This is a genomic window from Bacteroides mediterraneensis (assembly GCF_025993685.1).
In the GTDB taxonomy this organism is placed as follows: Bacteria; Bacteroidota; Bacteroidia; order Bacteroidales; family Bacteroidaceae; genus Phocaeicola; species Phocaeicola mediterraneensis_A.
On sequence record NZ_DAJPEN010000001.1, the window covers coordinates 4,334,713 to 4,361,634 of the forward strand.

Sequence of the window (26,922 nt, forward strand, 5' to 3'; positions counted from 1 at the left end):
AAAAGTACACGTATATACTTTAAATTTGAGATACAAATGAAAATCAAGTGTTTATTCTTGGGGCTCGTTCTTTCATCCAGCCTGTATGCGGCTGACAAGTATTCCAATCCGGTGATTGATTACAGTCTGCCCGACCCTTCCATTATCAAAGGGGATGACGGTTATTTCTATCTTTATGCCACGGAGGATATCCGTAATCTACCGATTCACCGTTCCCGGGATTTGGTGAACTGGGAATTCGTGGGGACTGCGTTTACTGATGCCACGCGTCCTGATTTTGAACCGGACGGAGGGCTTTGGGCGCCCGACATCAACAAGATAGGCAATCAATATGTGTTGTATTACTCGATGTCTGTCTGGGGAGGAGAGTGGACTTGCGGCATTGGTTGTGCGGTAGCCGACCGTCCGGAGGGACCGTTCAAGGACTGCGGCATGATGTTTCGGAGCAATGGCATGAAGGTGCAAAACTGCATCGATCCGTTTTACATGGAGGAAGGCGGACAGAAATATTTGTTCTTTGGAAGTTTCAGCGGTATTTATGCGGTGGAACTGCGCGAAGACGGATTGGCGGTGAAGGAGGGGGCAGCCCCGAAGCAGGTGGCAGGAACCGCTTACGAGGGAACTTATATTCACAAACGCGACGGGTATTACTATCTTTTCGCTTCGGTTGGAAGCTGCTGTGAAGGATTGAAGAGCACCTATACGACGGTGGTGGGACGGTCTGCAAACTTGCTGGGCCCTTATGAGAACAGAAAGGGAGAAGGCATGCTGGACAATCATCACGAGGTGCTCATTCATAAGAATGCGCAGTTTGTGGGAACCGGACACAATTCGGAAATCGTGACCGATGAGGCCGGGAACGACTGGATTCTGTATCATGCGGTGAGCGTGAAGCATCCCGACGGACGGGTCCTGATGCTCGATAAGGTCTCCTGGAAGGACGGATGGCCTGTGGTAGACGGGCAGAGTCCTTCTATTTCTGCGGAAAAACCATTTTTTAAGACTAAAGAATAATGCAATGAACCTAAGAAGATTATTATCAGTAATGGCTTTGGGGATGGGAGTATTGGGGGTACATGCCTTTGAGTATGGCCCGTCGAATGTATCGGCTTCCATAGCCTTGAAAGTGCCGGGGAATAAGGCTGTGCAGTATCCGCTGACGTTAAATGCGTTGTCGGAGAGTGAGTTTGATTATCAGTTGTCAAGCCATCATAAGTTGCCCGTCCTCTTGTATCAGAATGTGACGGGAGAGGGACAGACGAAGCAGGTGCACGTATGGATTGTGGCCCTGGAGGATGTCTATTTTAATTTTGGCGAACAGCTCAAGTCGGATGCACGCCATGAAGACTGTCTGTTCTACATGCCGGGCTTCTGGTACCGGCGGAACTTGCGGTCGCCCAAAGAGGCCCCTTCCTTCCATACTTCAGACAGCTGGGTGGTGCGTGAAGACCGTTTGAGTACCCCGATGACGACGATTTTTGATGAGAAAAATAAGAAATCTCTCTCTGTGACTCGCCTGTCAGCCTTTGGAGAGGAAGCCCTGACTACACACAAGGAGGGAGAGGTGATTCTTTCAGGGAGAACTTCCATCGGTTATACGGGATTTGAGAATGTAGGGGGTACGGCAACACTGGCTTTCGGTTATCCTTATAAGGAGGCTCCTAAAACCTATATCCGTAAGCTGACGCTGGCTCCCTCGGTCGAGGCCTATCAGTTTCTGAAGAAAGGAGAGACTTTGACGCTGACTTGGGAAATTCACGAAACGGAGGCAACGGATTTCTCGGATTGTGTGAAGCAGGCTTGGGAATACAGCTATGATTTGTATAAGCCGGCTCCGGTGGAAACACCTTATACGACCGACTTTGTGAAAGAGGTGTTGAGTAATTTCTTTGTGGAGAGTTATGTGGACGATGCTGTCACGAAATACTATTCCGGGGTGGAATTGCAGACGGCTACGTGCGACAAGCTGGATGTGGCCGAAGTGGGTTTTGTGGGCCGTACCTTATTGAATGCGTTTAATGCCTTGGAATATGGGGAAGAAAAGCAGCGTCCGGATTTGGTGGCCAATGCCAACCAGATTTTTGATTCTTATCTGGAGCATGGATTTTCTGCGGCTGGATTTTTCAACGAGGTAGTACATTTCAAGCGTAATTTTGTGGAAAGCATCCATAGCATCCGTCGTCAGTCGGAAGGCGTGTATGCGGTGTTGTATTATCTGGATTACGAAAAACGTCAGGGACGGAAACATCCGGAATGGGAAACACGTCTGAAGACCATGCTCGATGCCTTTTTGCGTCTGCAGCACTCCGACGGCAGTTTCCCGCGCAAGTTCAAGGATGATTTCTCTCTTGTGGATGCTTCCGGAGGAAGCACTCCGTCTGCTACCCTTCCATTGGTGATGGGGTATAAGTATTTTAAGGATAAACGTTATCTGGAAGCAGCGAAGCGCTCTGTCGGCTACTTGGAAAAGGAACTGATTTCCAAGGCGGATTATTTTTCTTCGACATTGGATGCGAACTGTGAGGACAAGGAGGCTTCCTTGTATGCTTCTACGGCAGCTTACTATCTGGCCTTGGTGACCAAAGGAAAGGAACAGGCGCATTATGCCGAACTGGCAAGAAAGGCGGCTTATTTTGCTTTGTCGTGGTATTATACCTGGGACGTACCGTTTGCCAAAGGACAGATGTTGGGCGACTTGGGACTGAAAACACGCGGTTGGGGAAATGTGTCGGTGGAAAACAATCACATTGATGTGTTCGTTTTCGACTTTGCCGATGTGCTGCATTGGCTGGCGAAAGAATTCAATGAGCCTCGTTTCACTGCATTTTCGAATGTCATCAGTACGTCGATGCGGCAGCTGTTGCCCTACGAGGGCCATTTGTGTGGAATCGCCAAGAAAGGATTCTATCCCGAAGTGGTGCAGCATACCAACTGGGATTATGGAAAGAATGGCAAAGGGTATTACAATGATATCTTTGCGCCCGGATGGGTGGTCGCTTCTTTGTGGGAGCTGCTGTCACCGGGGCGTGCAGAGCGTTTTTTGGAATAGAATGACCGGAATTCTCCGGGATTTTCTTTGATGGAACAGGATGGCTTGCCGTGCAAGAAGTATTTCTTCACAGAAGCCATCCTGTGCGTTTATTCTCCTACGCTGAGTATTTCCACCACTTCCATCACGCCGTCGTATTCAGCGGCAAAGCCTTCGGTGGCACGCCCCTTTAGACGTACTTTCAGTTGGGCCGGTATGGCTGCATACGGAGGAGCTTCTGGAGAAAGATCCGCCTTGTACCGGATTTCCAGTGTGCCCGAAGGGTCACTGACCCAGTAGGCCGTGGTATCTCCGTCGATTGTGAAACTCTGGGCTTCGTGTCCCATCAGCAGTTGGCCATGTACTATCCGTATGGAGTCGGGGGATACGGCTTCCACGGAATTTTCCCTGTTTTTCTGGGGGCCTGAGCCACAGGCGGCCAGCAGACTGAGCCCCAAAAGGTAAATGATTTTTTTCATGATTCAAGTAGGTTGTGTAAGGGTTATTGTTGTGAAATAAGAAAAGCGGTGTAGGCTACATAGCATATCACCAGCAAGGCTCCTTCTATGCGGGTGATGGTCCGTTTTTTGAAGAACCAGCCCACCAGCCAGAAAAGGATGGAAGAGCCTACCAGGACCGCCATGTCGATGTTGTTGATATTACCCATGGGGAGAGGGGAGAGGGTGGCGCTGCATCCCAGCACGAAGAACACATTGAACAGGTTGCTGCCAATCACGTTTCCGATGGCAATACCCGGATTCTTTTTCAAGGCTGCCGTGACGGAAGTCGCCAGTTCGGGCAGGGAGGTGCCTCCGGCCACCAGTGTCAGGCCGATGATGGAATCGCTGACCCCCAAGGAGCGGGCAATGCCACTGGCTCCGTCCACGAAAAACTGTCCGCCGAAAATCAGTCCGGCCAGTCCTCCCAGAATATATACCGCCGACTTCCAGGCCGGCAGTTCCTTCACTTTCTGTACTTCGTCGTCCTCTTCATTCCCGTTGCGGGCAATGGCGAAAGTGTAGCGCATGAAAATCAGGAAAAATCCCAGCAACACCAGACCGTCTATCCGGCTGATGATGTTCTGGCTTCCTCCGTCCAGCAGACAGTCGTTGGCAAAGCAGGTCAGTACCAGGGCCGAGAGGATGACCAGCGGAATTTCCTTGCTCAGGGTGCCTTGTCCCACCTGGATAGGAAGGACCAAGGCGGTACATCCGATAATCATCAGTACATTGAAGATGTTGCTTCCCACTACGTTGCCGATGGCCATTTCCGCACTTCCCTGCAAGGCGGACAGTACACTGATGACCAGTTCGGGAGCGGAAGTGCCGAAGGCTACGATGGTCAGTCCGATGACCAGGTCGGAGATGCGGAAGCGTTTGGCAACGGAAGCTGCTCCGTCCGTCAGCCCGTTGGCTCCCACCAGAATCAGGGCTAATCCGCCGAGTAATAAAAGTAAATTCATCCACATAATTAGGTTCGTTTTTATTTCCGTTTGTTGGTCGCAAATATAAGCAAGAATATGCAAAGACCGAAATTTGTCGTTTTAAATATAAGAGAAAGACAAGAGAGGGAAATGCATGATTTTCTTCTCTTTTTTGCATGAATAATTGTTGTATGTAATACACCAATTTCCTATCTTTGCACCAAACGTTAACATGTAAAGTATATGAGAAACAGAATCCTGTCTTTATTGTTTTTGCTTCCGTTCATCTCGGAATCGTTGTCTGCCGCCCTGGTGGATGAAAAAGATTATGTCGCGTATTTGTTCACTTATTTCACGGGAAACCACATCAGTGAAGAGGCGGTATGTTATGGGGTAAGTATGGATGGATATACCTACTATGCCTTGAATCACAACAAACCGGTGATTGATTCGAAGATAATCAGTTCTACGGGGGGTGTGCGTGACCCTCACATTCTGAGAGGGGAAGACGGCCAGACGTTTTACATGGTGGTGACCGACATGGTTTCCGATAACGGATGGGATTCCAACCGGGCGATGGTGCTGTTGAAATCGACAGACCTGGTCAACTGGTCGCATTCGGTGGTGAACATACAGAAACGTTATCCGGGACAGGAAAAACTGAAACGGGTGTGGGCACCTCAGACTATTTTCGACAAAGAGGCAGGAAAATACATGGTCTATTTCTCCATGCAGTATGCCGGAGGACCGGACGTCATCTATTATGCGTATGCCAATGACGATTTCACGGACTTGGAAGGAGAACCGAAACCGCTTTTCATTCCGGAAGACAAGAACTCTTGCATCGACGGGGACATCGTATTCAAAGACGGGGTATATCATCTCTTCTATAAGACCGAAGGCCATGGCAACGGCATCAAGGTAGCAACTACCCGGGCGTTGACTTCCGGCAAGTGGGAAGAACAACCGGACTACAAGCAGCAGACCAAGGAAGCCGTGGAAGGTGCCGGTACGTTCAAGTTGATTGGACAGGACAAATACATTCTGATGTATGATGTGTATATGAAAGGTGCTTACCAGTTTACGGAAACCACCGACCTGAAGCATTTCAAGGTGATAGACCATGCGGTAAAGATGAACTTCCATCCGCGTCACGGTACCATCATTCCGATTACCCGTGCCGAACTGAAACGCATCACGGACAAGTGGGGTAAGCCTGCCGAGCTGGGCGAATTGCCGGTGAATCCTGCATTGCCGGGATTCCATGCCGACCCCGAAGTGCTGTATTCTCATCAGACGCAGCGTTATTACATCTATTCTACCACCGACGGACAGCCCGGATGGGGAGGATGGTATTTCACCGTATTCTCTTCTGCCGACCTGAAGGACTGGCAGTATGAAGGGGTGATGTTGGACTTGCGTTCACCGCAGGTACCATGGGCCAACGGAAATGCCTGGGCGCCGGCCATTGAGGAAAAACTGATTGACGGGAAATACAAATATTTCTTCTATTACAGCGGTAACCCGAACGACGATTCCGGTAAGAAAATCGGCGTGGCCGTAGCCGATTCTCCGGTAGGTCCTTTCAAGGATATGGGCAAACCCATTGTGACGGATTCTCCGGTAGGACATGGACAGCAAATTGATGTGGATGTGTTCACTGATCCGGTATCAGGTAAGTCTTATCTGTACTGGGGCAACGGATACATGGCCGGTGCGGAACTGAACGACGACATGGTATCCATCAAGAAGGAAACCCTGAAAGTGCTGACTCCGAAGGGAGGGACACTGAAAGATTATGCGTACCGTGAAGCTCCCTATGTGTTCTATCGTCAGGGTACTTACTACTTCATGTGGTCGGTAGATGATACGGGTTCAGCCAACTATCATGTGGCTTACGGTACGTCGGATTCTCCGCTGGGACCGGTTAAGGTGGCCAAAGACCCGGTGGTGCTGATACAGGACCCGTCACAGGAAATCTATGGGACCGCACATAATTCAGTGGTACGTAAACCGGGAACCGATGAATGGTATATCGTCTATCACCGCATCAACAAGAATTACTTGGACAAGGATAAAGGTCCGGGCGTACACCGCGAGGTATGCATCGACCGGATGGAGTTCAACGCCGACGGTACCATCCAGCGTGTGAAAGTATCCAAATAATTATTCTCATTAAATCTTTTACTCTATGAAACACCTGACACACTTGGCAGCTTTGTGCGTCTGCCTTACCAGTCTTCCTGTATCGGCACACGTGCAGGAAGTGATGAACGAACCGGATTCGGTCTACTTGTTCTCGTATGCCACTGTAAAGGATGCGGGACGCAGCGGGTTGAAACTGGCGTGGAGTCCGGATGCCGACCGTTGGTTCAGTATCGGCAACGGGTATGGCTATGTGAAATGCGATTACGGGACCTGGGGGGCCGAGAAGCGCATGCTGAATCCTCATCTGACGCGGGATGCAAAAGGCGTATGGCATTGTGTCTGGCAGTTGAACGAAAGCGGAAAGGAGTGGGGACAGGCCACTTCGCCAGACTTGATGAAATGGAATCCGCAGACGTATTACCTGCAGACGCCGGGAGAAGGAACTGGAATCCGGGGTAGTGAAACCCGCAAGAAAGCGGTTGTGGACGGTGTAGTAGAACAAGGATATATGCAGAAAGTGGCCTGGGAGGAAGTGGACCGACTGTTGAAGTTTGTCGACTACCGGGCCTATAGAGACCAATTGCACAATGAACGGACGGAACAGGATGGCCAACGCTTTGCAGGGTTGGCTCCTGTATCCTTGCAGCTGAAGGTCCGTGCGGAAGAAGCCAAGCCTATCAGTGACAAACTGATGGGGATTTTCTTTGAAGACATCAACTACGGAGCCGATGGCGGGCTCTATGCCGAACTGGTTCAGAACCGTGATTTTGAATATTCTTCGAAAGATGGGGCCCCTCAAGGATTTGACAGTGGTTATGCCTGGAGTATATGGGAGAACGGGCAGTCGTCGGCTGTACAGGTGGGCACGGAGCATCCCTTGCATGCCAATAATCCGCATTATGTGGTGTGGCAGGCCAAACCGGGAATGTCTCTCCGCAATACCGGCTTCGACGGGATTACGCTGAAAAAAGGTGAGAAATATGATTTCTCTCTCTTTGCCTCTATACCGGAGGGCAGCAAGGGTGGAAAGATAGTGGTGCGTTTGCTGGATGCCCAAGGCAAGGAAGTGGCACAGTCTTCCGTAAAGGTGAAGGCGGGCGACTGGAAGAAGCAGACTGCGGTGCTGACGGCACAGGCCGATGTGGAGGCAGCGGTCCTTTCACTGGAGCCGGAACTGACGGGAGAACTGCATTTGGACATGATTTCACTCTTCCCGCAAAAGACCTTCAAAGGACGCAAGAACGGGTTGAGAGCCGATTTGGCCCAGACTTTGGCCGACTTGCATCCTCGTTTTATGCGTTTCCCGGGCGGTTGTGTGGCCCATGGAAACGGAATTGACAATATTTACCGTTGGAAAAATTCCGTCGGTCCGCTGGAAGCCCGCAAGCCGATGCGGAACCTGTGGGGTTATCATCAGACGCTGGGGCTGGGATATTTCGAATATTTCCAGTTCTGCGAAGATATAGGGGCAGAACCGTTGCCAGTCCTGGCCGCTGGAGTGCCATGCCAGAATTCAGCCTGTATCCCGGGCAAGCCTTTGAGCGGCGGACAGCAGGGAGGTATCCCCATGGAGGAAATGGATGCCTACGTGCAGGACATCCTGGACTTGATTGAATATGCCAACGGCGACCCGAAGACCAACAAATGGGCCAGGATGCGGGCCGAAGCCGGACATCCGAAACCGTTCAACCTGAAATACATCGGCATCGGCAACGAAGATTTGATTACTCCGATTTTTGAAGAACGCTTTGAGATGATTTTCAAGGCCATCCAAGAAAACTATCCGGAAATCACTGTCATCGGTACGGTAGGTCCTTTCTATGAAGGTTCAGACTACGAAGCGGGATGGAAATTTGCTACCCGCCTGCAGGTGCCGATGGTAGACGAACACTATTATAATACACCGGGTTGGTTTATCAATAATCAGGACTATTACGACCGTTACGACCGTTCCAAACCCAAAGTATACCTGGGAGAGTATGCTGCTCACTTGCCCGGTCGTCCGAACAACATTGAAACGGCCTTGGCTGAGGCCTTGTACCTGACGTCCGTCGAACGGAACGGCGATGTGGTATCCATGACTTCGTATGCGCCGTTGCTGGCCAAGGAAGGACATACCCAGTGGAATCCCGACTTGATTTATTTCAACAACAAGGAAGTGAAACCGACCGTGGGTTATTACGTCCAGCAGCTTTACGGGCAGAATGCCGGTGACATGTATTTGCCGGCCGACCGGCGGATAGACAACTCCCGTCAGGATGTACAGCGCCGGATCGGTACGTCGGTGGTACGCGACAGCAAGACGGGCGATGTGATTGTGAAGCTGGTCAACCTGCTGCCGGTTCCAGTCAAGACTCAGTTGAATGGGTTGACATTGCAGGAAGGACAGGCTACCCTGCACGTACTTTCCGGAAGTCCGACCGACCGGCAGGCCCGTCCTGTGAAGAAGGAGATCCCGGTGGCGGATTTGTCTCAATATGAGATGCCTGCCTATTCTTTGAGCGTAATCCGCATTCATTCGGAAAAAGAAAGGAACTGATTGATTCTTATCTCGTTTTTGACAGATTTTTGATAGATTAAAATAGAAGGAAAGGTCTATATTTGCCTCAAACATTAATGAAGTATATCATGAAATACAAACACACATTATGGGGCGTAGGCCTTTCTTTATTGTTCTCTTGGGGAATGCTTTCTGCTTCGGCGGCTGCGCCGGCAGGAGAAGAAACTACCGTAAAGGAAACTTTTGAGGTGGGGAAGGGAACATTTCTGTTGAACGGGAAGCCTTTTGTGGTAAAGGCTGCCGAGGTGCATTATCCGCGTATTCCGGAACCTTACTGGGAACAGCGTATCCTTTCGTGCAAGGCATTGGGCATGAATACGCTTTGTCTATATGTCTTTTGGAACTTGCATGAACAGCATCCGGGAGAGTTTGATTTTTCAGGAAATAAGGACATTGCCAAGTTCTGCCGTCTGGCACAAAAACACGGAATGTATGTCATTGTACGTCCGGGACCGTACGTTTGTGCAGAATGGGAAATGGGCGGACTGCCTTGGTGGTTGCTGAAGAAAAAAGATGTGCAGCTGCGTACACTCGACCCTTACTACATGGAACGGGTAGGTATCTTTATGAACGAGGTAGGCAAACAGCTGGCCGACTTGCAGCTTTCCCATGGGGGAAACATCATCATGGTACAGGTGGAAAATGAATACGGTTCGTATGGCATCAACAAGCCTTACGTATCGGCCATCCGCGACATCGTGAAGAAGGCGGGCTTCACCGACGTGCCACTCTTCCAGTGTGACTGGAGTTCCAACTTCACCAACAATGCGCTGGATGATTTGTTATGGACGGTCAACTTCGGTACGGGTGCCAATATTGACGAGCAGTTCAAGAAGCTGAAATCGTTGCGTCCGGAAACACCGATGATGTGCAGCGAGTTCTGGAGCGGCTGGTTTGACCACTGGGGACGGAAGCATGAGACCCGTGATGCGGCTACCATGGTGAGCGGTATCAAGGACATGCTGGACCGGAACATTTCGTTCAGCTTGTATATGACCCACGGAGGTACGACCTTCGGCTGGTGGGGCGGTGCCAACAATCCGGCTTATTCGGCCATGTGCAGTTCATACGATTATGATGCGCCTATCAGTGAGGCCGGATGGACTACTCCGAAATATTTCCAGTTGCGCGACTTGTTGAAGCAATATCTTCCGGAAGGAGAAACCCTGCCTGAACCTCCGGCACAGTATCCGGTGATTTCCGTGCCGGCCATTACAGACTGGAAGGTGGCTCCGTTGTTCAACAATCTGCCGCAGCCTAAGCAGTCGGAAGATATCCAGCCGATGGAAATGTTCGACCAGGGCTGGGGAACGATTCTGTATCGCACGACTTTGAAAGAAGATGTGAAAGGTACCCTGCACATCGACGAAGTACACGACTGGGCACAGGTGTTTGCCAACGGTAAACTGTTGGGACGTCTGGACCGTCGTCACGGTGAATTTACCTTGCCGTTAAAGGAAACCTTGAAGAAAGGTACCCAGCTGGACATTCTGGTAGAAGCCATGGGACGTGTGAATTTTGACAAATCTATCCACGACCGGAAAGGAATCTCAAAGAAGGTAGAGGTGGTCAATGGCGACCAGGCACAGGAACTGAAGGGCTGGACCGTGTATAACTTACCTCCGTTCTATGAATTTGTGAGTCAGAAAAACTATCAGGCAGGTAAACCGGTGGAGGGTCCTGCCTATTATAAAGCCACTTTCCATCTGGACAAGACCGGTGATACTTTCCTGGACATGCAGACCTGGGGGAAAGGAATGGTCTGGGTAAACGGACATGCCATGGGACGTTTCTGGGAAATCGGTCCACAGCAGACCCTGTACATGCCGGGGTGTTGGCTGAAGGAAGGCGAGAATGAAATCATTGTGCTCGATTTGAAGGGCCCGGCCGAAGCCAAAGTGGTCGGCGTGGAAAAACCGATATTGGACATGTTGCGTGAAAAGGCTCCGGAAACCCATCGTAAAGACGGTCAGAACCTGAACCTGAAAGCTGAGAAGCCGGTGATGACAGGTACGTTCAAGGCAGGCAACGGCTGGCAGGAAGTACGCTTTGCACAGCCGGTAGCCGGACGTTACTTCTGTCTGGAAGGTGTTTCCAACTACGACGGTACCAACATTGCCGCTGTGGCAGAGATGGATGTGTTGGGTGCAGACGGAAAACCGGTTTCCCGCGAAAGCTGGAAGATTGTCTATGCCGACAGTGAAGAAACCCGCAGTGGTAACCGTACAGCCGACAAGGTGTTCGATTTACAGGAAAGTACCTTCTGGCAGACGGTGGACAATACCGCTTATCCGCATCAGATTGTCATAGATTTAGGAAAAGAATATCAGGTGACAGGTTTCCGTATGCTGCCTCGCGCGGAGGCCGGTGCGCCAGGTTTGATAAAGGATTACAAAGTATATGTAAAGAAAGCAGATTTTACATATTGATTTTCAGTTCGTATAGAACTTAAGGTAATTCAGGAGGGATATCCCGCGGACAGCAAGTCTGCGGGATATTTTTTTGTCTGATGGAAGAAAAATCCCTTTATTCCATGTCTTTATGACATTTTTTTACGAACTTTGCCGCCCAATGTGAAATTAGGTATGCAAGGAAAGTTTGCATCGGATAACAGATGAAAGAATGAACGATTCAAAACCGACATTTAAGGAAATAAACGAAAGTTATACATTAAAAGAGGCCATTGCGGAAGCCAAGCGTTGCCTGAATTGCAAGCATCCTTCCTGCAAGAAGGGATGCCCGATTGAGAATGACATTCCGGAATTCATCCATGAACTGTCGAAGGGAAACATGGGAAACGCCATGGCGATTATCAATGAAAAAAGCAATCTGCCCGCTATCTGCGGCCGTGTCTGTCCGCATGAAAAACAGTGTCAGGGACATTGTGTGCTCTATCCGAAAGGGAAAGGTATTGAAATCGGAAAGCTGGAACGCTTCATCGCTGATTTTGATACGGAGATGAATTTGATTCGTGAGAAACTGCCGCAGAAAACCCGTGGAAAGGTGGCCGTCATCGGTTCGGGCCCTGCCGGACTGACTGTGGCGGGCGACTTGGCCCGCCAGGGTTTCAATGTAACCATTTTTGAAAGTCAGGCGGAAGCCGGCGGAGTCTTGATGTACGGTATTCCGGAATACCGCTTGCCCAAACAGGTGGTACGTCAGGAAATCCAGAAGATTGAAGCGCTGGGAGTTACTTTTATACTGAATTGTGTGGTGGGGAAACAATTGAACATCGATGACATTTTTGCACAAGGCTATGATGCCATTTTTATCGGTTCGGGTACGGCGTTGCCGAAGTCACTGGATATTCCGGGGGCCGGACTGCGTGGTGTCATTCAAGCCACGTACCTGTTGCACATGGCTAATATCTACAACGAAGGTACAGTGGGACGTGACAAGGTGCCGGTCATTGAAGGTGAGCATGTGGCCGTGATGGGATGCGGCAACGTAGCCATGGATGCAGCCCGTACGGCTGTACGTATGGGAGCTGCTAGTGTGACCATTGTGTACCGTCGCACGGAAGCCGACATGCCGGCCATCCAGGCAGAGTATCAGGCGGCCTTGCAGGAGGGAGTGAAATTCCTGTGGCAGACCTCTACTACAGAATTTATGGGCGATGCGGAAGGAAAGGTTGTCGGCTTGCGGGCCAACACCCCGGAGGGTGTCAAGGAATATGCCTTTGACCGCATCTGCCTGGCGGTAGGTTCTCGTCCGGCCAGCCGGATTGTATCTACGACCGAAGGCATTGACACCGACGATAACGGCTATGTACTGGTGAAGGAACGTCCGTTTGGCATGACCAGTCGCAAGGGAGTCTTTGCTGGAGGTGATGTGGTCCATCGGCCGCAGACTGTGGTGATGGCCATGAAGGCGGCCAAGAGTGTGGCGGTGGGCATCGCGCAGTATGTGGATGCCATAAAATTATTGAGTGAATGACCTAATTATAAAATAAATACTAAAGTTTAAGCGGTATCTCCTGATAACTCAGGAAAAAGCATTAATTTCGCGAATTCAAAGGAAAGTGTAGAAATTAGATACCAAAAATAATTTACGACAATGATGGAGCTTGATTTACTCACAGCTGTATCGCCGATTGACGGGCGGTACAGAAGCAAAGCGGGAGCTTTGGCTGCTTATTTTTCTGAATATGCACTCATGAAATATCGTGTGCGGGTGGAAATTGAATATTTCATTACCTTGTGTGAGCTGCCGTTGCCGCAGTTGAGTTCATTCGACGCGGCTCGTTTTGAGTCTCTCCGTGATATTTACCGCAACTTTTCGGAAGCTGATGCGGCACGTATCAAGGAAATCGAAAGTGTGACCAACCACGATGTGAAGGCTGTAGAGTATTTCATCAAGGAGCAGTTTGATAAACTGGGCGGACTGGAACCTTACAAGGAATTCATCCATTTCGGACTGACTTCCCAGGATATCAACAATACTTCTGTCCCCTTGTCGATTAAAGATGCGCTGGAAGAAGTTTATTATCCGCAGATTCAGAAGCTGATTGACCAGCTGACAACGTATGCGGAAGAATGGAAGGACATTCCGATGCTGGCAAAAACACACGGACAGCCGGCTTCCCCGACTCGTCTGGGAAAAGAAATCATGGTCTTTGTGTATCGTCTGAACCGTCAGCTGGCCGTATTGAAAGCTTGTCCGCTGACCGCGAAGTTCGGTGGGGCTACCGGCAACTACAACGCCCATCACGTGGCTTATCCGGAGTATGACTGGAAGGCATTCGGCAACAAGTTTGTATCGGAAAAACTGGGGCTGGAACGGGAAGAATATACCACACAGATTTCTAACTATGACGGACTGGGAGCTATCTTTGATGCCATGAAGCGGATCAATACCATCATGATTGACATGAACCGCGACTTCTGGCAATATATCTCCATGGAGTACTTCAAGCAGAAAATCAAAGCGGGCGAAGTGGGCTCCAGTGCCATGCCGCATAAGGTGAACCCGATTGACTTTGAAAATGCGGAAGGTAATCTGGGAATGGCCAACGCCATTTTTGCACATCTGTCTTCCAAGCTGCCGATATCTCGTCTGCAGCGTGACTTGACCGACTCTACGGTATTGCGTAACATCGGTGTACCGTTCGGACATACTATCATTGCCATCCAGAGTTCCTTGAAGGGCCTCGGCAAATTGCTGCTGAACGAGCATAAGATTTATGAAGACCTGGATAACTGCTGGAGCGTAGTGGCTGAAGCTATTCAGACGATTCTGCGTCGCGAAGCTTATCCGCATCCGTATGAAGCCCTGAAGGCTTTGACTCGTACGAACCAGGCTATTACGGAAGCATCCATCAAGGACTTTATCGAGACACTGAACGTGAGTGAAGACATCAAAAAAGAATTGCGTGCGATTACTCCGCACAACTATACTGGAGTATAACTTAAAACAATAAATATCGCCCGAGAGGGTGTCAGAGTATTAATTAGCATTAAACAGAAAAATTATGGCAGAAAAAGAATTCAGACAGGAAGGCGAAAACAGCCAGTCTGGCCGCGATGGTTACAAGTCTTATAACAGAGAAGGGTATAATAAGTACGGTAGAGGCGAGAAAAGCAACAGCTACGGTCGCCGTCCGTATAACAACAATAGAGAGGGGGGAGAGGGTTATCGCTCTTCCTATAATCCTCGTTTCAATAACAACAACGGGGAGGACCGTCCGCAGAGAGGTGGCTACGGCAATCGTCCGCAGCGTCCTTATGGCAACCGTCCGTATAACAATGAAGGAGGCGAACAGCGCTCTTCTTACAACCCGCGTTTCAATAACAACAATGGAGGACGTCCCCAGCGTTCTTACGGCAACCGTCCGTATAATAACAACAATGAGGGGGGTGAGCAGCGCCCGTATCGTCCGCGCTTCAACAATGGCGGACAGCAGGGTGGTGAACAGCGTTCCTATCGTCCGCGTTTCAATAACGGTGGACAGCAAGGTGGTTATGGACGTCCGCAAGGAGGGTACCGTCCGCGTACGGCCGACTACAATCCGAATGCGAAATACAGCATGAAGAAGCAGATTGAGTACAAGGATGTGCTGACCGACCCGGATGAACCGATTCGTTTGAACAAGTTCCTGGCCAATGCGGGAATCTGCTCTCGCCGTGAAGCGGATGAATTCATCACTGCCGGAGTGGTTTCAGTGAACGGTGAAATCGTGACGGAACTGGGTACGAAGGTGAAACGTTCGGATGAAGTGAAATTCCACGACCAGCCGGTGAACATTGAACGCAAGGTCTATGTGTTGCTCAACAAACCGAAAGATTGTGTGACGACTTCCGACGATCCTCAGGAACGCAAGACGGTGATGGATTTCGTGAAAGGTGCCTGCAAGGAACGCATTTATCCGGTGGGACGTCTGGACCGCAATACTACAGGTGTACTTCTGTTGACGAATGATGGGGATTTGGCTTCCAAACTGACGCATCCGAAGTTCCTGAAGAAGAAAATCTACCATGTATATTGCGACAAGAACGTGACTAAGGCGGATTTGGATCAGATTGTACAGGGTATCACACTCGACGACGGTGAAATCCATGCCGATGCCATCAGTTATGCATCGGACACGGACAAGTCGCAGGTAGGCATTGAAATCCACTCCGGAAAGAACCGTATCGTGCGTCGTATTTTCGAATCGCTGGGATACCGGGTAGTGAAACTGGACCGTGTGTATTTCGCCGGACTGACCAAGAAAGGACTTCGCCGGGGTGACTGGCGCTACTTGACGGAACAGGAAGTGGCCATGTTGCGCATGGGGTCTTTTGAATAATGAGAAATAAATGGAACACAGGGATAGGCGGACACCAAATATCTCTGTGTTTTTTAGGTTAATTGATAAAACAGAGAATCAAAATGGAAACAATTCGTAGAACAAAAATTGTTGACCTGCTGAAGCGTGAAGATTTTGGCGCGATGGTCAATGTGAAAGGTTGGGTGCGTACTCGCCGTGGTAGCAAGCAAGTAAACTTTATTGCATTGAATGATGGTTCTACTATAAATAATGTGCAGATTGTGGTCGACCTGGCTAATTTCGACGAGGAATTGCTGAAACTGATTACAACCGGTGCATGTCTGAGCGTGAACGGAGAACTGGTGAAGTCAGTCGGTGCCGGTCAGGCTGCCGAAATCCAGGCACGTGAAATTGAGGTACTGGGTACTTGCGACAATACTTATCCGTTGCAGAAGAAAGGACACTCCATGGAGTTTTTGCGTGAAATCGCTCATTTGCGTCCACGTACGAATACGTTTGGTGCCGTATTCCGTATCCGTCATAACATGGCAATTGCCATTCATAAGTTCTTCCATGAAAGAGGTTTCTTCTATTTCCATACTCCGTTGATTACCGCTTCCGACTGCGAAGGGGCAGGACAGATGTTCCAGGTAACGACCATGAACCTCTATGACCTGAAGAAGGATGAAAACGGGTCTATCATTTATGACAATGATTTCTTTGGAAGACAGACCAGCCTGACGGTTTCCGGGCAGCTGGAAGGTGAGCTGGCAGCTACTGCCTTGGGAGCTATTTATACTTTCGGACCGACCTTCCGTGCGGAAAACTCCAATACGCCGCGTCACTTGGCTGAGTTCTGGATGATTGAACCGGAAGTGGCTTTCAATGATATCAACGATAACATGGATTTGGCAGAGGAATTCATCAAATATTGCGTGCAGTGGGCTTTGGACAACTGTTACGACGATGTGAAGTTCCTGAATGACATGTTTGATAAGGGCTTGATTGAACGTCTGCAAGGAGTTTTGAAAGAGTCTTTCGTACGTCTGCCTTATACGGAAGGTATCAAGATTCTGGAAGAGGCGGTAGCCAACGGACACAAGTTTGAATTCCCGGTTTACTGGGGTGTGGACTTGGCCTCAGAACATGAACGTTTCCTGGTGGAAGAACATTTCAAACGTCCGGTTATTTTGACGGATTATCCGAAGGAAATCAAGGCTTTCTATATGAAGCAGAACGAAGACGGCAAGACCGTGCGTGCGATGGATGTATTGTTCCCGAAAATTGGCGAAATTATCGGTGGCTCAGAGCGTGAGGCAGATTATGACAAGCTGCTGACTCGCATTCAGGAGTTGCATATTCCGATGAAAGACATGTGGTGGTATCTGGATACGCGTAAGTATGGTTCATGTCCTCATTCTGGTTTCGGACTGGGTTTTGAGCGTCTGCTGTTGTTTGTGACTGGTATGTCGAACATCCGTGACGTGATTCCGTTCCCGCGTACTCCGCGTAATGCCGAATTCTAAAAGAAGATAATATACGTGCAAGAAGAAAAAAGTCATTCCCGTCGGAATGACTTTTTTTTATGTTTTAGGGTAGAAAAAGGTGTATAAAATGCGTGATTTTCAAATTATTTTATAATTTTGTGAATAACCTAACGGGCAATTCTAATACTTTAAGTTATGAAAATACGTTATTTCTTTCTGATGGCATTTCTGATGCTTTTGGCTGTCGGCAATTCGATGGCTCAGGACGTGCAGGAGAAGACTCCGATTAATTTGCAAGGGGTTTGGCAGATGTGCTTTTATCGTTCTAACTCTCCGGATATCCCCGGTGAACTTAAAACAAGTAATTCGTTGAAAATCCTTTCCAATGACGGACGCTTTACGAATCTGTTGATGATGCAGACAGGGGCGGTCATTTTGGGGTATGGAACTTATGAAATCAATAATGAAGGTCTCTATACGGAATATGTGGAGAAAAACGTACATCTTCCACAGTTAAACGGAGGAAAGAATGAAATGCATTTTGAGCTGAAGGAAAACGGAACGTTGATGTATGTGAAATATTTCCTGAAAAATGACGCCAATGGAAACGAAATTGATTCGTGGTGTCATGAAATCTGGAAAAGAGTGGAGATGTCACCGGTTTACCCGGGTGATGAACTGCGATGAGGAAAACCGAAAATGAAGAATAATGAAGGAAGGCGGTTCCGGGGCGAGGTCCTGATGCCGCCTTCCTTGTTTTTGGGCGTAGAGTCGCTATTCATAATCAACCGTTTATCCCGCGAAAAAAAAACTTAAAATCTTTGTCGGTTAAAAGAAAAGCCGTACCTTTGCAAGCCGATTATTATCAACTAGTGATAAATTTTTAATTCTGAGTGCTTTATTCTTCTTTGTCCGGGAAGAGTAGGGCGGGAGGAATTTGTTTTTTAGTAGTTAACATTTTAAAAAAGATTTAAGAGTGGATACTTTAAGTTACAAGACCATTTCTGCAAACAAGGAAACAGCAACGAAAGAATGGGTTGTTGTGGATGCTACCGACCAGGTTGTAGGCCGTCTCGGTGCAAAAGTTGCAAAGTTGTTGAGAGGTAAGTACAAACCTAACTTCACCCCTCATGTAGACTGCGGTGATAACGTAATCATCATCAACGCAGACAAAGTGAAATTTACAGGTAAGAAAATGACTGACAAGATTTACCTGAGCTATACAGGTTATCCTGGTGGTCAGCGTGAAATTACTCCGGCTCGTCTGATGGCAAAACCGAATGGCGCTGAGAAATTGATGAAGAGAGTAGTTAAAGGTATGCTTCCTAAGAATCGTCTGGGAGCTAAGTTGCTGGGCAACTTGTATGTTTACGAAGGAAGTGAACACAAACACGAAGCTCAGACTCCGAAAGTAATCGATATTAATTCACTTAAATAATAAAGAATGGAAGTAGTAAATGCATTAGGCAGACGTAAAAGCGCAGTTGCTCGCGTTTTCGTAAGCGAAGGTACAGGAAAGATTACTATTAACAAGAGAGACCTTGCACAGTACTTTCCATCAACTATTCTGCAGTATGTAGTTAAACAGCCGTTGAACAAATTGGAAGTGGCTGAAAAATATGATATCAAAGTAAACTTGTGTGGTGGCGGTTTCACTGGCCAGTCTCAGGCTTTGCGTCTGGCTATCGCTCGTGCACTGGTTAAAATCAACCCCGAAGACAAGAAAGCTCTTCGTGCAGAAGGCTTCATGACTCGCGATTCTCGTTCTGTTGAACGTAAGAAACCGGGACGTCCGAAAGCACGTCGTAGATTCCAGTTCAGTAAACGTTAACGAGGGGACAAGTTGGATAAGGGACAAGTTGGCAAGGATACTCTCTTATGGATTATTTCCTTGTTGCCTCGTCAACTGATACCTCGACACCTAAAGAAGCGTTTAGTATCTAAACTGCCAGGATTCTTCCTGCAAGCATTTGTCGGAAAGACTACCGGACAGTTGGTTCAATAAACAAAAAAGAAAGTAAACGATTAAAATTAAAAACAATGTCAAGAGTAAATTTTGATACATTATTGGAGGCTGGTTGCCACTTCGGACACCTTAAAAGAAAGTGGAACCCTGCAATGGCTCCTTATATTTTCATGGAACGCAACGGTATTCATATCATTGATTTGAACAAAACTGTTGCCAAAGTTGATGAAGCTGCTGAAGCTTTGAAACAAATCGCAAAATCAGGAAAGAAAGTCCTGTTCGTTGCTACTAAGAAACAAGCTAAACAGGTAGTAGCTGAGAAAGCTGCTTCTGTAAACATGCCGTACGTTATCGAACGTTGGCCGGGTGGTATGTTGACAAACTTCCCGACAATCCGTAAGGCTGTGAAGAAAATGGCTACTATCGATAAACTGACTAACGATGGTACTTATTCTAACTTGTCAAAGAGAGAAATCCTGCAGATTTCTCGTCAGCGCGCTAAATTGGAAAAGAACCTCGGTTCTATCGCTGATTTGACTCGTCTGCCGTCTGCATTGTTCGTAGTCGACGTAATGAAAGAAAATATCGCAGTTCGCGAAGCTAACCGACTGGGTATTCCTGTATTTGCTATTGTAGATACAAACTCTGATCCGACAAACGTTGATTTCGTTATTCCGGCAAACGATGACGCTACTAAGTCTGTAGAAGTTATCTTGGATGCTTGCTGCGCTGCAATGGCAGAAGGTCTGGAAGAAAGAAAAGCTGAAAAAGTAGATATGGAAGCTGCTGGTGAAAACGCACCGAAAGCTGCAAAGAAAAAATCTACTAAGGCTCGCATGGACAAGGCTGAAGAAGAAGCCATCAACGCTTCTAAAGCAGCTGCCTTCATGAACAAGGACGAAGAAGAAGCTTAATATAAAGTAAGTTGAGAATTGAAAATTGAAAATTGGGAAGACTGTATTCTCGATTCTCAATTCTCAATTCTCAACTTTGTTTTTATGCATATTATTAACTCAAAATAAAGATATTATTATGGCTGTAAGTATGGCTGATATCACCAAGCTTCGTAAAATGACGGGAGCTGGTATGATGGACTGTAAAAATGCTTTGACAGAAGCTGAAGGCGATTTCGACAAAGCAGTAGAAATTATCCGTAAAAAAGGACAGGCTGTAGCTGCAAAACGTTCTGACCGTGAAACTTCAGAAGGTTGCGTGCTGGCTAAATCAACTGGCAACTATGCGGCAATGATTGCTTTGAAGTGTGAAACTGACTTCGTGGCTAAGAATGCTGATTTCGTAGCGCTGACTCAGGCTATCCTGGATGCGGCTATCGCTAACAAATGCAAGACTTTGGATGAAGTAAAAGCTCTGCCGATGGGTAGCGGTACAATTGCTGACGCAATCGTAGAACGCAGCGGTATCACAGGTGAAAAAACTGAATTGGATGGCTATAACTTTGTATCTGGCGCTTGTACAGCTGTTTACAACCACATGAACAAGAACCAGCTTTGCACTATCGTAGCTTTCAACAAGGTTTGTGACGAAAAAATCGCTCACGAAATCTGTATGCAGATTGCAGCTATGAACCCGATTGCTATCGATGAAGCCGGTGTACCTGAAGCTGTAAAACAGGAAGAAATCAACGTGGCTATTGAAAAGACTAAAGCTGAACAGATTCAGAAGGCTGTAGAAGCTGCTTTGAAGAAAGCTGGTATCAACCCGGCTCACGTAGACAGCGAAGAGCACATGGAAAGCAACATGGCAAAGGGCTGGATTTCTGCTGAAGACGTAGCTAAGGCTAAGGAAATCAAAGAAACTGTAGCTGCTGAAAAGGCTGCCAACCTGCCGCAGGCTATGATTGAGAACATTGCGAAAGGTCGTCTGGGCAAATTCTTGAAAGAAGTTTGTCTGTTGAACCAGGAAAGCATCATGGAACCGAAGAAGACTGTAGCTGATGTATTGAAGGAAGCTGATCCTGAATTGGCTATTACAGAATTCAAGCGTTTCACTTTACGTGCTGAATAATCATTATTCGATATCCTTTTTCGGGCATGCAGTTTTGCATGCCCGATTTGTTTTGCGGCTGTTTGTTTCAAGCAGCCGTTTTTTATTGATTATTATCAGGAAAAGTAATCTTTCAAGCTGGATATTTTGTATTTTTGCTGTCGGAAAACATAGAATGAAATTCTAACTTTTAAACAAAATAGATTATGGCAAAGAAAGCGCTTTTAATGATTTTGGATGGTTGGGGATGTGGCGACCATCAGAAAGATGATGTAATCTTCAATACTCCGACTCCTTACTGGGACAGTCTGCTGGCTACCTATCCTCACTCACAGCTGCAGGCCAGTGGTGAAAATGTAGGTCTTCCCGACGGACAGATGGGTAACTCTGAAGTAGGCCACCTGAACATCGGTGCCGGACGTATCGTATATCAGGACTTGGTGAAGATTAACCGTGCTTGTGCCGACAACAGTATCCTGAAGAACAAAGAAATCGTGTCTGCTTTCTCATACGCAAAAGAGCATGGCAAGAACATGCACTTCATGGGGCTGACTTCTAACGGAGGCGTTCACTCCTCTTTGGATCACTTGTTCAAATTGTGTGACATTGCTAAAGAATACGGACTGGAAAATACATTCATCCACTGCTTCATGGACGGTCGTGACACTGACCCGAAGAGCGGTAAAGGATTCATCGAACAGCTGACTGCGCATTGTGAGAAATCAGCCGGAAAGGTTGCCTCTATCGTAGGACGTTTCTATGCGATGGACCGTGACAAACGCTGGGCACGTGTGAAAGAAGCATACGACTTGCTGGTAAGCGGTATCGGTAAGAAGGCTACTGACATGGTACAGGCCATGCAGGAATCATACGACGAAGGTGTGACCGACGAATTCATCAAACCGATTGTCAATGCCAACTTCGACGGTACCATCAAGGAAGGCGATGTAGTGATTTTCTTCAACTACCGTAACGACCGTGCGAAAGAGCTGACTATCGTATTGACTCAGCAGGATATGCCGGAAGAAGGCATGAAGACCATCCCGGGATTGCAGTACTACTGTATGACTCCGTATGATGCTTCTTTCAAAGGTGTACACATTCTTTTCGACAAGGAAAATGTACAGAACACACTGGGCGAATACCTGGCCAACAACGGTAAGACTCAGTTGCACATTGCCGAAACAGAAAAATATGCACACGTTACCTTCTTCTTCAACGGTGGACGTGAAACTCCATATACCAATGAAGACCGTATTCTGGTTCCGTCTCCGAAAGTAGCCACTTACGACCTGAAACCGGAAATGAGTGCTTACGAAGTGAAAGACAAACTGGTAGAAGCCATCGGTACACAGAAATATGATTTCATCGTAGTAAACTATGCCAACGGTGATATGGTAGGTCACACAGGTATCTACGAAGCCATCGAAAAAGCAGTAGTTGCCATCGACAACTGTGTGAAAGATACAGTAGAAGCTGCCAAGGCAAACGGTTACGAAGTGATTATCATTGCCGACCACGGAAATGCCGACCATGCTTTGAACGCTGACGGTACACCGAACACAGCTCACTCTTTGAACCCGGTTCCGTTTGTGTACGTAACTGAAAACAAGAATGCCAAGGTAGAAAACGGTGTATTGGCCGATGTAGCTCCTTCTATCCTGCACATTCTGGGTATGGCTCAGCCGGCAGAAATGACAGGTCATGACCTGATTAAATAAGCTGTCTGGGAATCCTCAAGAGAATCAGATAAAAAGTCGGGCTTCACTGCGGAAAAGTGGTGGAGTCCGTTTTTTTATGCCTTGTGGTCACACCGTATGCCTGATGAGATTTTGTGGATGGGGAAAGGATAGCGGAAGCAGTGGATGGTTCACCGTTCTGGAGGCGATGTGCGGTTCTTGCCTGATGAGTGTGGGCGATATGGTTTTTCGCGGAAACAGGGTAGAAGAAGGAGAACGTACAAATGTATAGCCTGGAAGACTGTCGGTTGTTTTCTTGCCGGAATCTGACAGGAAAGAAAATAAAAAGCCGCAAAGTAAAAAAAAAAGGATTACTTTGCGGCTTTTCTGTCAAACAGAGCGCTTGATTAAGCTTTAACTCCGTTGTATTCGTCAGATACAGTTAATTTCTTGCGGCCTTTAGCGCGACGTGCTGCCAATACTCGGCGACCGTTAGCGGTAGCCATTCTTTCACGGAAACCGTGTTTGTTTCTTCTCTTTCTGTTAGAGGGTTGGAATGTTCTTTTCATTTTCGTATATACTATTTATGTTATTATTCCATGCGTTCGGGCTGCAAAATTAGTGACTTTTTTTTAATAATCAAAGTGCTAAATCATTTTTAGACAAATCTTTTTGCGTTTTTTCGTGATTTAGATTAATTTTGCAACCGTATTCAGAGAATAAATCAACTATAACATAATAATAAAAGGATTTAAGTTATGATTAATGCTCAAGACATTAAAATCGGAACCGCTATCCGTATGGATGGCAAATTGTATTTCTGCATTGACTTCCTGCATGTAAAACCGGGTAAAGGAAACACTTTCATGCGTACAAAGCTGAAAGATGTGGTAGACGGATACGTATTGGAACGTCGTTTCAACATCGGTGAAAAACTGGAAGATGTACGTGTAGAACGCCGTCCTTACCAGTATCTGTATAAAGAAGGTGAAGACTATATCTTCATGAACCAGGAAACTTTCGAACAGGTGCCCATCGCTCACGACCTGATTGAAGGTGTGGATTTCCTGAAAGAAGAAATGGTGGTGGAAGTGGTTTCTGATGCTTCTACTGAAACTATTTTGTTCGCTGAACTGCCGGTAAAAGTACAGTTGAAGGTGACTTACACTGAACCGGGTCTGAAAGGTGATACGGCAACCAACGCTACCAAACCGGCTACTGTAGAAACAGGTGCTACTGTACGTGTGCCGTTGTTCATCAACCAGGACGAAATTATCGAAGTGGATACTCGTGACGGTTCATACGTAGGTCGTGTAAAAGCTTGATAAGATATATCTGTCAGAGAAATCATTCTCAAAAGATAAAAAGAAAGCCGCATTGGACATTCCAGTGCGGCTTTCTGCGTATTGATACTTTCAGCTTACAAGAGCTGGATACCTTTGTTCGCTTTCAGGTTGACGGTTCGGGCCTTTCCGTTGAAGCAGACTTTTGTCTTGCCTCCTTTTCGGGCCTGGATGTACAGGGAAGTCACCTTGCCGTCTTTCCATTCCATGTCGACCACGAAACCTCCACGGGCACAGATTCCTTTCACGCTGCCGTCTTTCCATTCTTCCGGAAGAGCCGGAAGCAGGGTGATACTGTTTTCGGACGACTGCATCAGCATCTCAATCACGCCGGCACAACCTCCGAAGTTGCCGTCAATCTGGAACGGAGAGTGGGCGTCGAGCAGGTTCGGATAAGTTCCTCCTCCGCGGCGGGCATCTTTCCCTTTGTAACCGTCCGGGCTGACGTAACGCAACAGACGGCGGTAGATGTGGTAGGCATTCTTGCCGTCTTTCAGGCGGGCATAAAGATTGACACGCCAACCGGTGCTCCAACCGGTGGTGTTGTCGCCCTTGATTTCCAATGTACGGGCACAAGCCTTGGCCAGGTCGGGTATGTTTTCTACCGACAGATGGCGACCGGGATACAGACCGAACAAGTGCGACTGGTGACGGTGTTGCGGGTCTTCGTCGCTCCAGTCGTGGAACCATTCCTGCAGGTTGCCGTTCTTTCCTACCCGGTAGGGCAGCAGACGGGCCAGGGTCTTGTCAATCTGTTTCCGGAAGTCCTTGTCCGTACCGAGCACTTCGGCAGCCTTGGCGGCATCAATCAGGCATTCGCGGGTCATGGCCAGGTCGGCCGTACAGCCGTAGGATGTGGCACCGACATACCCGTCAGGTGTCACGAACTTGTTCTCCGGCGAAGTGCCCGGTGAGGTGAGCAGTTTGCCGTCCTTCTCAATCAGCCAGTTCAAGCAGAATTCAGCCGCCCCTTTCAGCACCGGATAATATTGTTGCAGGAACGCCTTGTCTTGTGTGAAGGCATAACGTTCCCAGATGTGAGTCGACAGCCAGGCGCCTCCCATGGTCCAGCAGGCCCACGACGGGTCGCCCACGTTCAGTCCCACGGGGCAGGTCATGGCCCAGATGTCCGTGTTCTGTCCCAGACACCATCCCTTCTGTACACCGTAATACGCCTTGGCTGTGGCTTCTCCCGTATGTTGCAGGTTGGCAATGAATTCCATCAGCGGACGGTGCATCTCGCTCAGGTTGGCTGTCTCGGCAGCCCAGTAGTTCTCCTCCAGGTTGATGTTGCTGGTATAGTTGCAGCTCCAGGGCGGAAGGAGCCGTTCGTTCCACAATCCCTGCAGGTTGGCCGGCACACCCGGTGTGCGCGAGCTGGAGATGAGCAGGTAGCGGCCATACTGGAAATACAAGGCTTCCAGTTCCGGATTCTTCTGCGACTGGTCCGTGTATTGCAGGAGCTGTACGTCGGTGGGCAGGTTGGCGATGGCTTTGTCCGTGCTTCCGAGGTTCAGCTCTACGCGGTTGAAGAACGACTGGTAGTCGGCCACATGCGCCTTTTCGAGTGTCTCGAACGATTTCCGTGCCGCCCGGTCCATACGCTGTGCCACCAGGTTCCGGTAGTCACGGCCTTCTTTCATCGGGTCCTTGTCGAAACCGTTGAAGCTGGTCACGTTGGCTACCAGAATCAGGGCCTCTTTTCCGCCCGCTATCTTCAGTTCCCCCGACGGGAAGCTCTTTACCTGGCTTTCCGGGGCGATGACCCGAATCAGCGTGCGGAAATGCGTACCCCGTTCCGGGTCGTACAGGTGCTTGTTTTTCACGTCATCGAAATATACCGGATACGAATGGTAGGCTGCGTAGCCTTCGGCCGAGATTTCATTGCCGGAAGCCGTGGTGGCATGGGGCAGGAGTGAGGTGAAAGAGAGAAGTGCCTGAATGCCTTTTTCGCTTTCTGTCTGCAGGCGGAGCACAATCACGGAGTCGGGAGCCGAGGCGAAATAGTCGCAGGAGAAAGCTTTGCCGTTCCGCTGGTAGCTGGTCCGTGCGAGGGCTTGCCGGATGTCCAGGCTCCGCTGGTAGCCGGTCACCTGTGCCGGTTCGTCCAGATACGTGAGGGAGAGTTGCCCCAAGGGCTGGTAGTTTTCGCTGTAATGTCCCTGCACCTTTCGTTGGGCAAGGTCGGCGCCGCGGTAGTCTTCCTTGTCGAGCAAGGCCCGTATTTCGGGAATTGCCTTGTGGGCATCGGGAGTAGTGACTTTCCGGTCGGGTTCGCCGGTCCATAGTGTCAAGTCGTTCAGGGAGAGGACATCCTTGTCCGTGCCTCCGTAAAGAATGGCTCCCATCGTACCGTTTCCGATGACCAGAGCCTCTTCAAAATATTCCGCCGGCCGGTCGTAGTGCAGCACCAGCCGGTTTTGTGCGGAAAGTGAGAATGCGTGTAATGAAATGGTACAGGTCATTACCGCAATGCCCTTCCATTTACGGATAGAAAAACTTTTCATAGTGTATGTGTGAATAAAGAAAATTAACA

At 48.5% G+C, this 26,922-nt stretch carries 21 protein-coding genes; 17 read left to right on the forward strand and 4 right to left on the reverse strand.

The window, feature by feature from the left end; genetic code table 11:
* Positions 1-36: 36 nt before the first annotated feature.
* Together OIM59_RS18365 and OIM59_RS18370 are read left to right on the forward strand one after the other, a co-directional pair.
* Positions 37-1,014, forward strand: a complete 978-nt coding sequence (locus tag OIM59_RS18365) for a family 43 glycosylhydrolase (protein ID WP_303898069.1) — start codon at positions 37-39, stop codon at positions 1,012-1,014.
* A gap of 4 nt (positions 1,015-1,018) precedes the next feature.
* Positions 1,019-3,049: a hypothetical protein gene (locus OIM59_RS18370; protein WP_303898071.1), complete on the forward strand. Its 2,031-nt coding sequence runs from the start codon at positions 1,019-1,021 to the stop codon at positions 3,047-3,049.
* 89 nt (positions 3,050-3,138) lie between these two features.
* Here OIM59_RS18370 and OIM59_RS18375 read toward each other — a convergent pair whose 3' ends face one another.
* Together OIM59_RS18375 and OIM59_RS18380 are read right to left on the reverse strand one after the other, a co-directional pair.
* Positions 3,139-3,507, reverse strand: coding sequence for a hypothetical protein (locus OIM59_RS18375; RefSeq protein WP_303898072.1), 369 nt, complete (start codon positions 3,505-3,507; stop codon positions 3,139-3,141).
* A 23-nt stretch (positions 3,508-3,530) separates the two neighbouring features.
* The gene (locus tag OIM59_RS18380; RefSeq protein WP_072543855.1) at positions 3,531-4,490 is read right to left on the reverse strand and encodes a calcium/sodium antiporter; all 960 of its coding nucleotides are present in this window, start codon (positions 4,488-4,490) and stop codon (positions 3,531-3,533) included.
* A 204-nt stretch (positions 4,491-4,694) separates the two neighbouring features.
* Here OIM59_RS18380 and OIM59_RS18385 point away from each other — a divergent pair, with 204 nt between their 5' ends.
* From OIM59_RS18385 to OIM59_RS18450, 14 genes are all read left to right on the forward strand, one after another.
* Entirely contained in the window at positions 4,695-6,617 is a 1,923-nt protein-coding gene (locus OIM59_RS18385) for a family 43 glycosylhydrolase (RefSeq protein WP_303898073.1), read from the forward strand.
* A 25-nt stretch (positions 6,618-6,642) separates the two neighbouring features.
* Positions 6,643-9,138 (forward strand): alpha-L-arabinofuranosidase C-terminal domain-containing protein, encoded by a 2,496-nt coding sequence (locus OIM59_RS18390; protein WP_303898074.1) that lies wholly within the window; start codon positions 6,643-6,645, stop codon positions 9,136-9,138.
* Positions 9,139-9,284: 146 nt separating this feature from the next.
* Positions 9,285-11,588 (forward strand): beta-galactosidase, encoded by a 2,304-nt coding sequence (locus OIM59_RS18395; RefSeq protein WP_299170712.1) that lies wholly within the window; start codon positions 9,285-9,287, stop codon positions 11,586-11,588.
* A gap of 193 nt (positions 11,589-11,781) precedes the next feature.
* A complete protein-coding gene (locus OIM59_RS18400; protein WP_303898076.1) occupies positions 11,782-13,095 on the forward strand; it encodes an NAD(P)-dependent oxidoreductase in 1,314 nt (437 codons plus the stop codon).
* A gap of 123 nt (positions 13,096-13,218) precedes the next feature.
* The gene (purB, locus tag OIM59_RS18405; RefSeq protein ID WP_299170710.1) at positions 13,219-14,565 is read left to right on the forward strand and encodes an adenylosuccinate lyase; all 1,347 of its coding nucleotides are present in this window, start codon (positions 13,219-13,221) and stop codon (positions 14,563-14,565) included.
* 64 nt (positions 14,566-14,629) lie between these two features.
* Positions 14,630-15,946 (forward strand): pseudouridine synthase, encoded by a 1,317-nt coding sequence (locus OIM59_RS18410; protein WP_299170605.1) that lies wholly within the window; start codon positions 14,630-14,632, stop codon positions 15,944-15,946.
* Positions 15,947-16,029: 83 nt separating this feature from the next.
* Positions 16,030-17,433 carry an asparagine--tRNA ligase gene (gene asnS, locus OIM59_RS18415; RefSeq protein WP_022352836.1) on the forward strand — a complete coding sequence of 468 codons (1,404 nt, stop codon included), beginning with the start codon at positions 16,030-16,032 and terminating at the stop codon, positions 17,431-17,433.
* A 156-nt stretch (positions 17,434-17,589) separates the two neighbouring features.
* A complete protein-coding gene (locus OIM59_RS18420) occupies positions 17,590-18,081 on the forward strand; it encodes a DUF4488 domain-containing protein (RefSeq protein ID WP_299170602.1) in 492 nt (163 codons plus the stop codon).
* A gap of 289 nt (positions 18,082-18,370) precedes the next feature.
* Positions 18,371-18,832 (forward strand): 50S ribosomal protein L13, encoded by a 462-nt coding sequence (gene rplM / locus OIM59_RS18425; protein ID WP_072541547.1) that lies wholly within the window; start codon positions 18,371-18,373, stop codon positions 18,830-18,832.
* A 6-nt stretch (positions 18,833-18,838) separates the two neighbouring features.
* Positions 18,839-19,225 carry a 30S ribosomal protein S9 gene (gene rpsI / locus OIM59_RS18430; protein WP_072541548.1) on the forward strand — a complete coding sequence of 129 codons (387 nt, stop codon included), beginning with the start codon at positions 18,839-18,841 and terminating at the stop codon, positions 19,223-19,225.
* A gap of 209 nt (positions 19,226-19,434) precedes the next feature.
* Positions 19,435-20,274: a 30S ribosomal protein S2 gene (rpsB, locus tag OIM59_RS18435; RefSeq protein WP_072541549.1), complete on the forward strand. Its 840-nt coding sequence runs from the start codon at positions 19,435-19,437 to the stop codon at positions 20,272-20,274.
* Positions 20,275-20,392: 118 nt separating this feature from the next.
* Entirely contained in the window at positions 20,393-21,385 is a 993-nt protein-coding gene (gene tsf / locus OIM59_RS18440) for a translation elongation factor Ts (RefSeq protein ID WP_299170599.1), read from the forward strand.
* Between the two features lie 185 nt (positions 21,386-21,570).
* Positions 21,571-23,085, forward strand: a complete 1,515-nt coding sequence (gene gpmI, locus OIM59_RS18445) for a 2,3-bisphosphoglycerate-independent phosphoglycerate mutase (RefSeq protein ID WP_148327689.1) — start codon at positions 21,571-21,573, stop codon at positions 23,083-23,085.
* A 103-nt stretch (positions 23,086-23,188) separates the two neighbouring features.
* Complete coding sequence (locus OIM59_RS18450) at positions 23,189-23,335, forward strand: hypothetical protein (RefSeq protein ID WP_299170594.1); 147 nt, start codon at positions 23,189-23,191, stop codon at positions 23,333-23,335.
* Positions 23,336-23,450: 115 nt separating this feature from the next.
* On the opposite strand, the gene rpmH is transcribed toward OIM59_RS18450, so the two are convergent.
* Entirely contained in the window at positions 23,451-23,612 is a 162-nt protein-coding gene (gene rpmH, locus OIM59_RS18455) for a 50S ribosomal protein L34 (protein ID WP_007564314.1), read from the reverse strand.
* Positions 23,613-23,801: 189 nt separating this feature from the next.
* Between rpmH and efp the strand changes: the two genes are divergently transcribed.
* Entirely contained in the window at positions 23,802-24,368 is a 567-nt protein-coding gene (gene efp, locus OIM59_RS18460) for an elongation factor P (protein ID WP_072541553.1), read from the forward strand.
* A 95-nt stretch (positions 24,369-24,463) separates the two neighbouring features.
* Here the strand turns inward: efp and OIM59_RS18465 are convergent, their stop codons facing one another.
* Positions 24,464-26,893, reverse strand: a complete 2,430-nt coding sequence (locus tag OIM59_RS18465) for a glycoside hydrolase N-terminal domain-containing protein (RefSeq protein ID WP_303898082.1) — start codon at positions 26,891-26,893, stop codon at positions 24,464-24,466.
* Between the last annotated feature and the right edge of the window lie 29 nt (positions 26,894-26,922).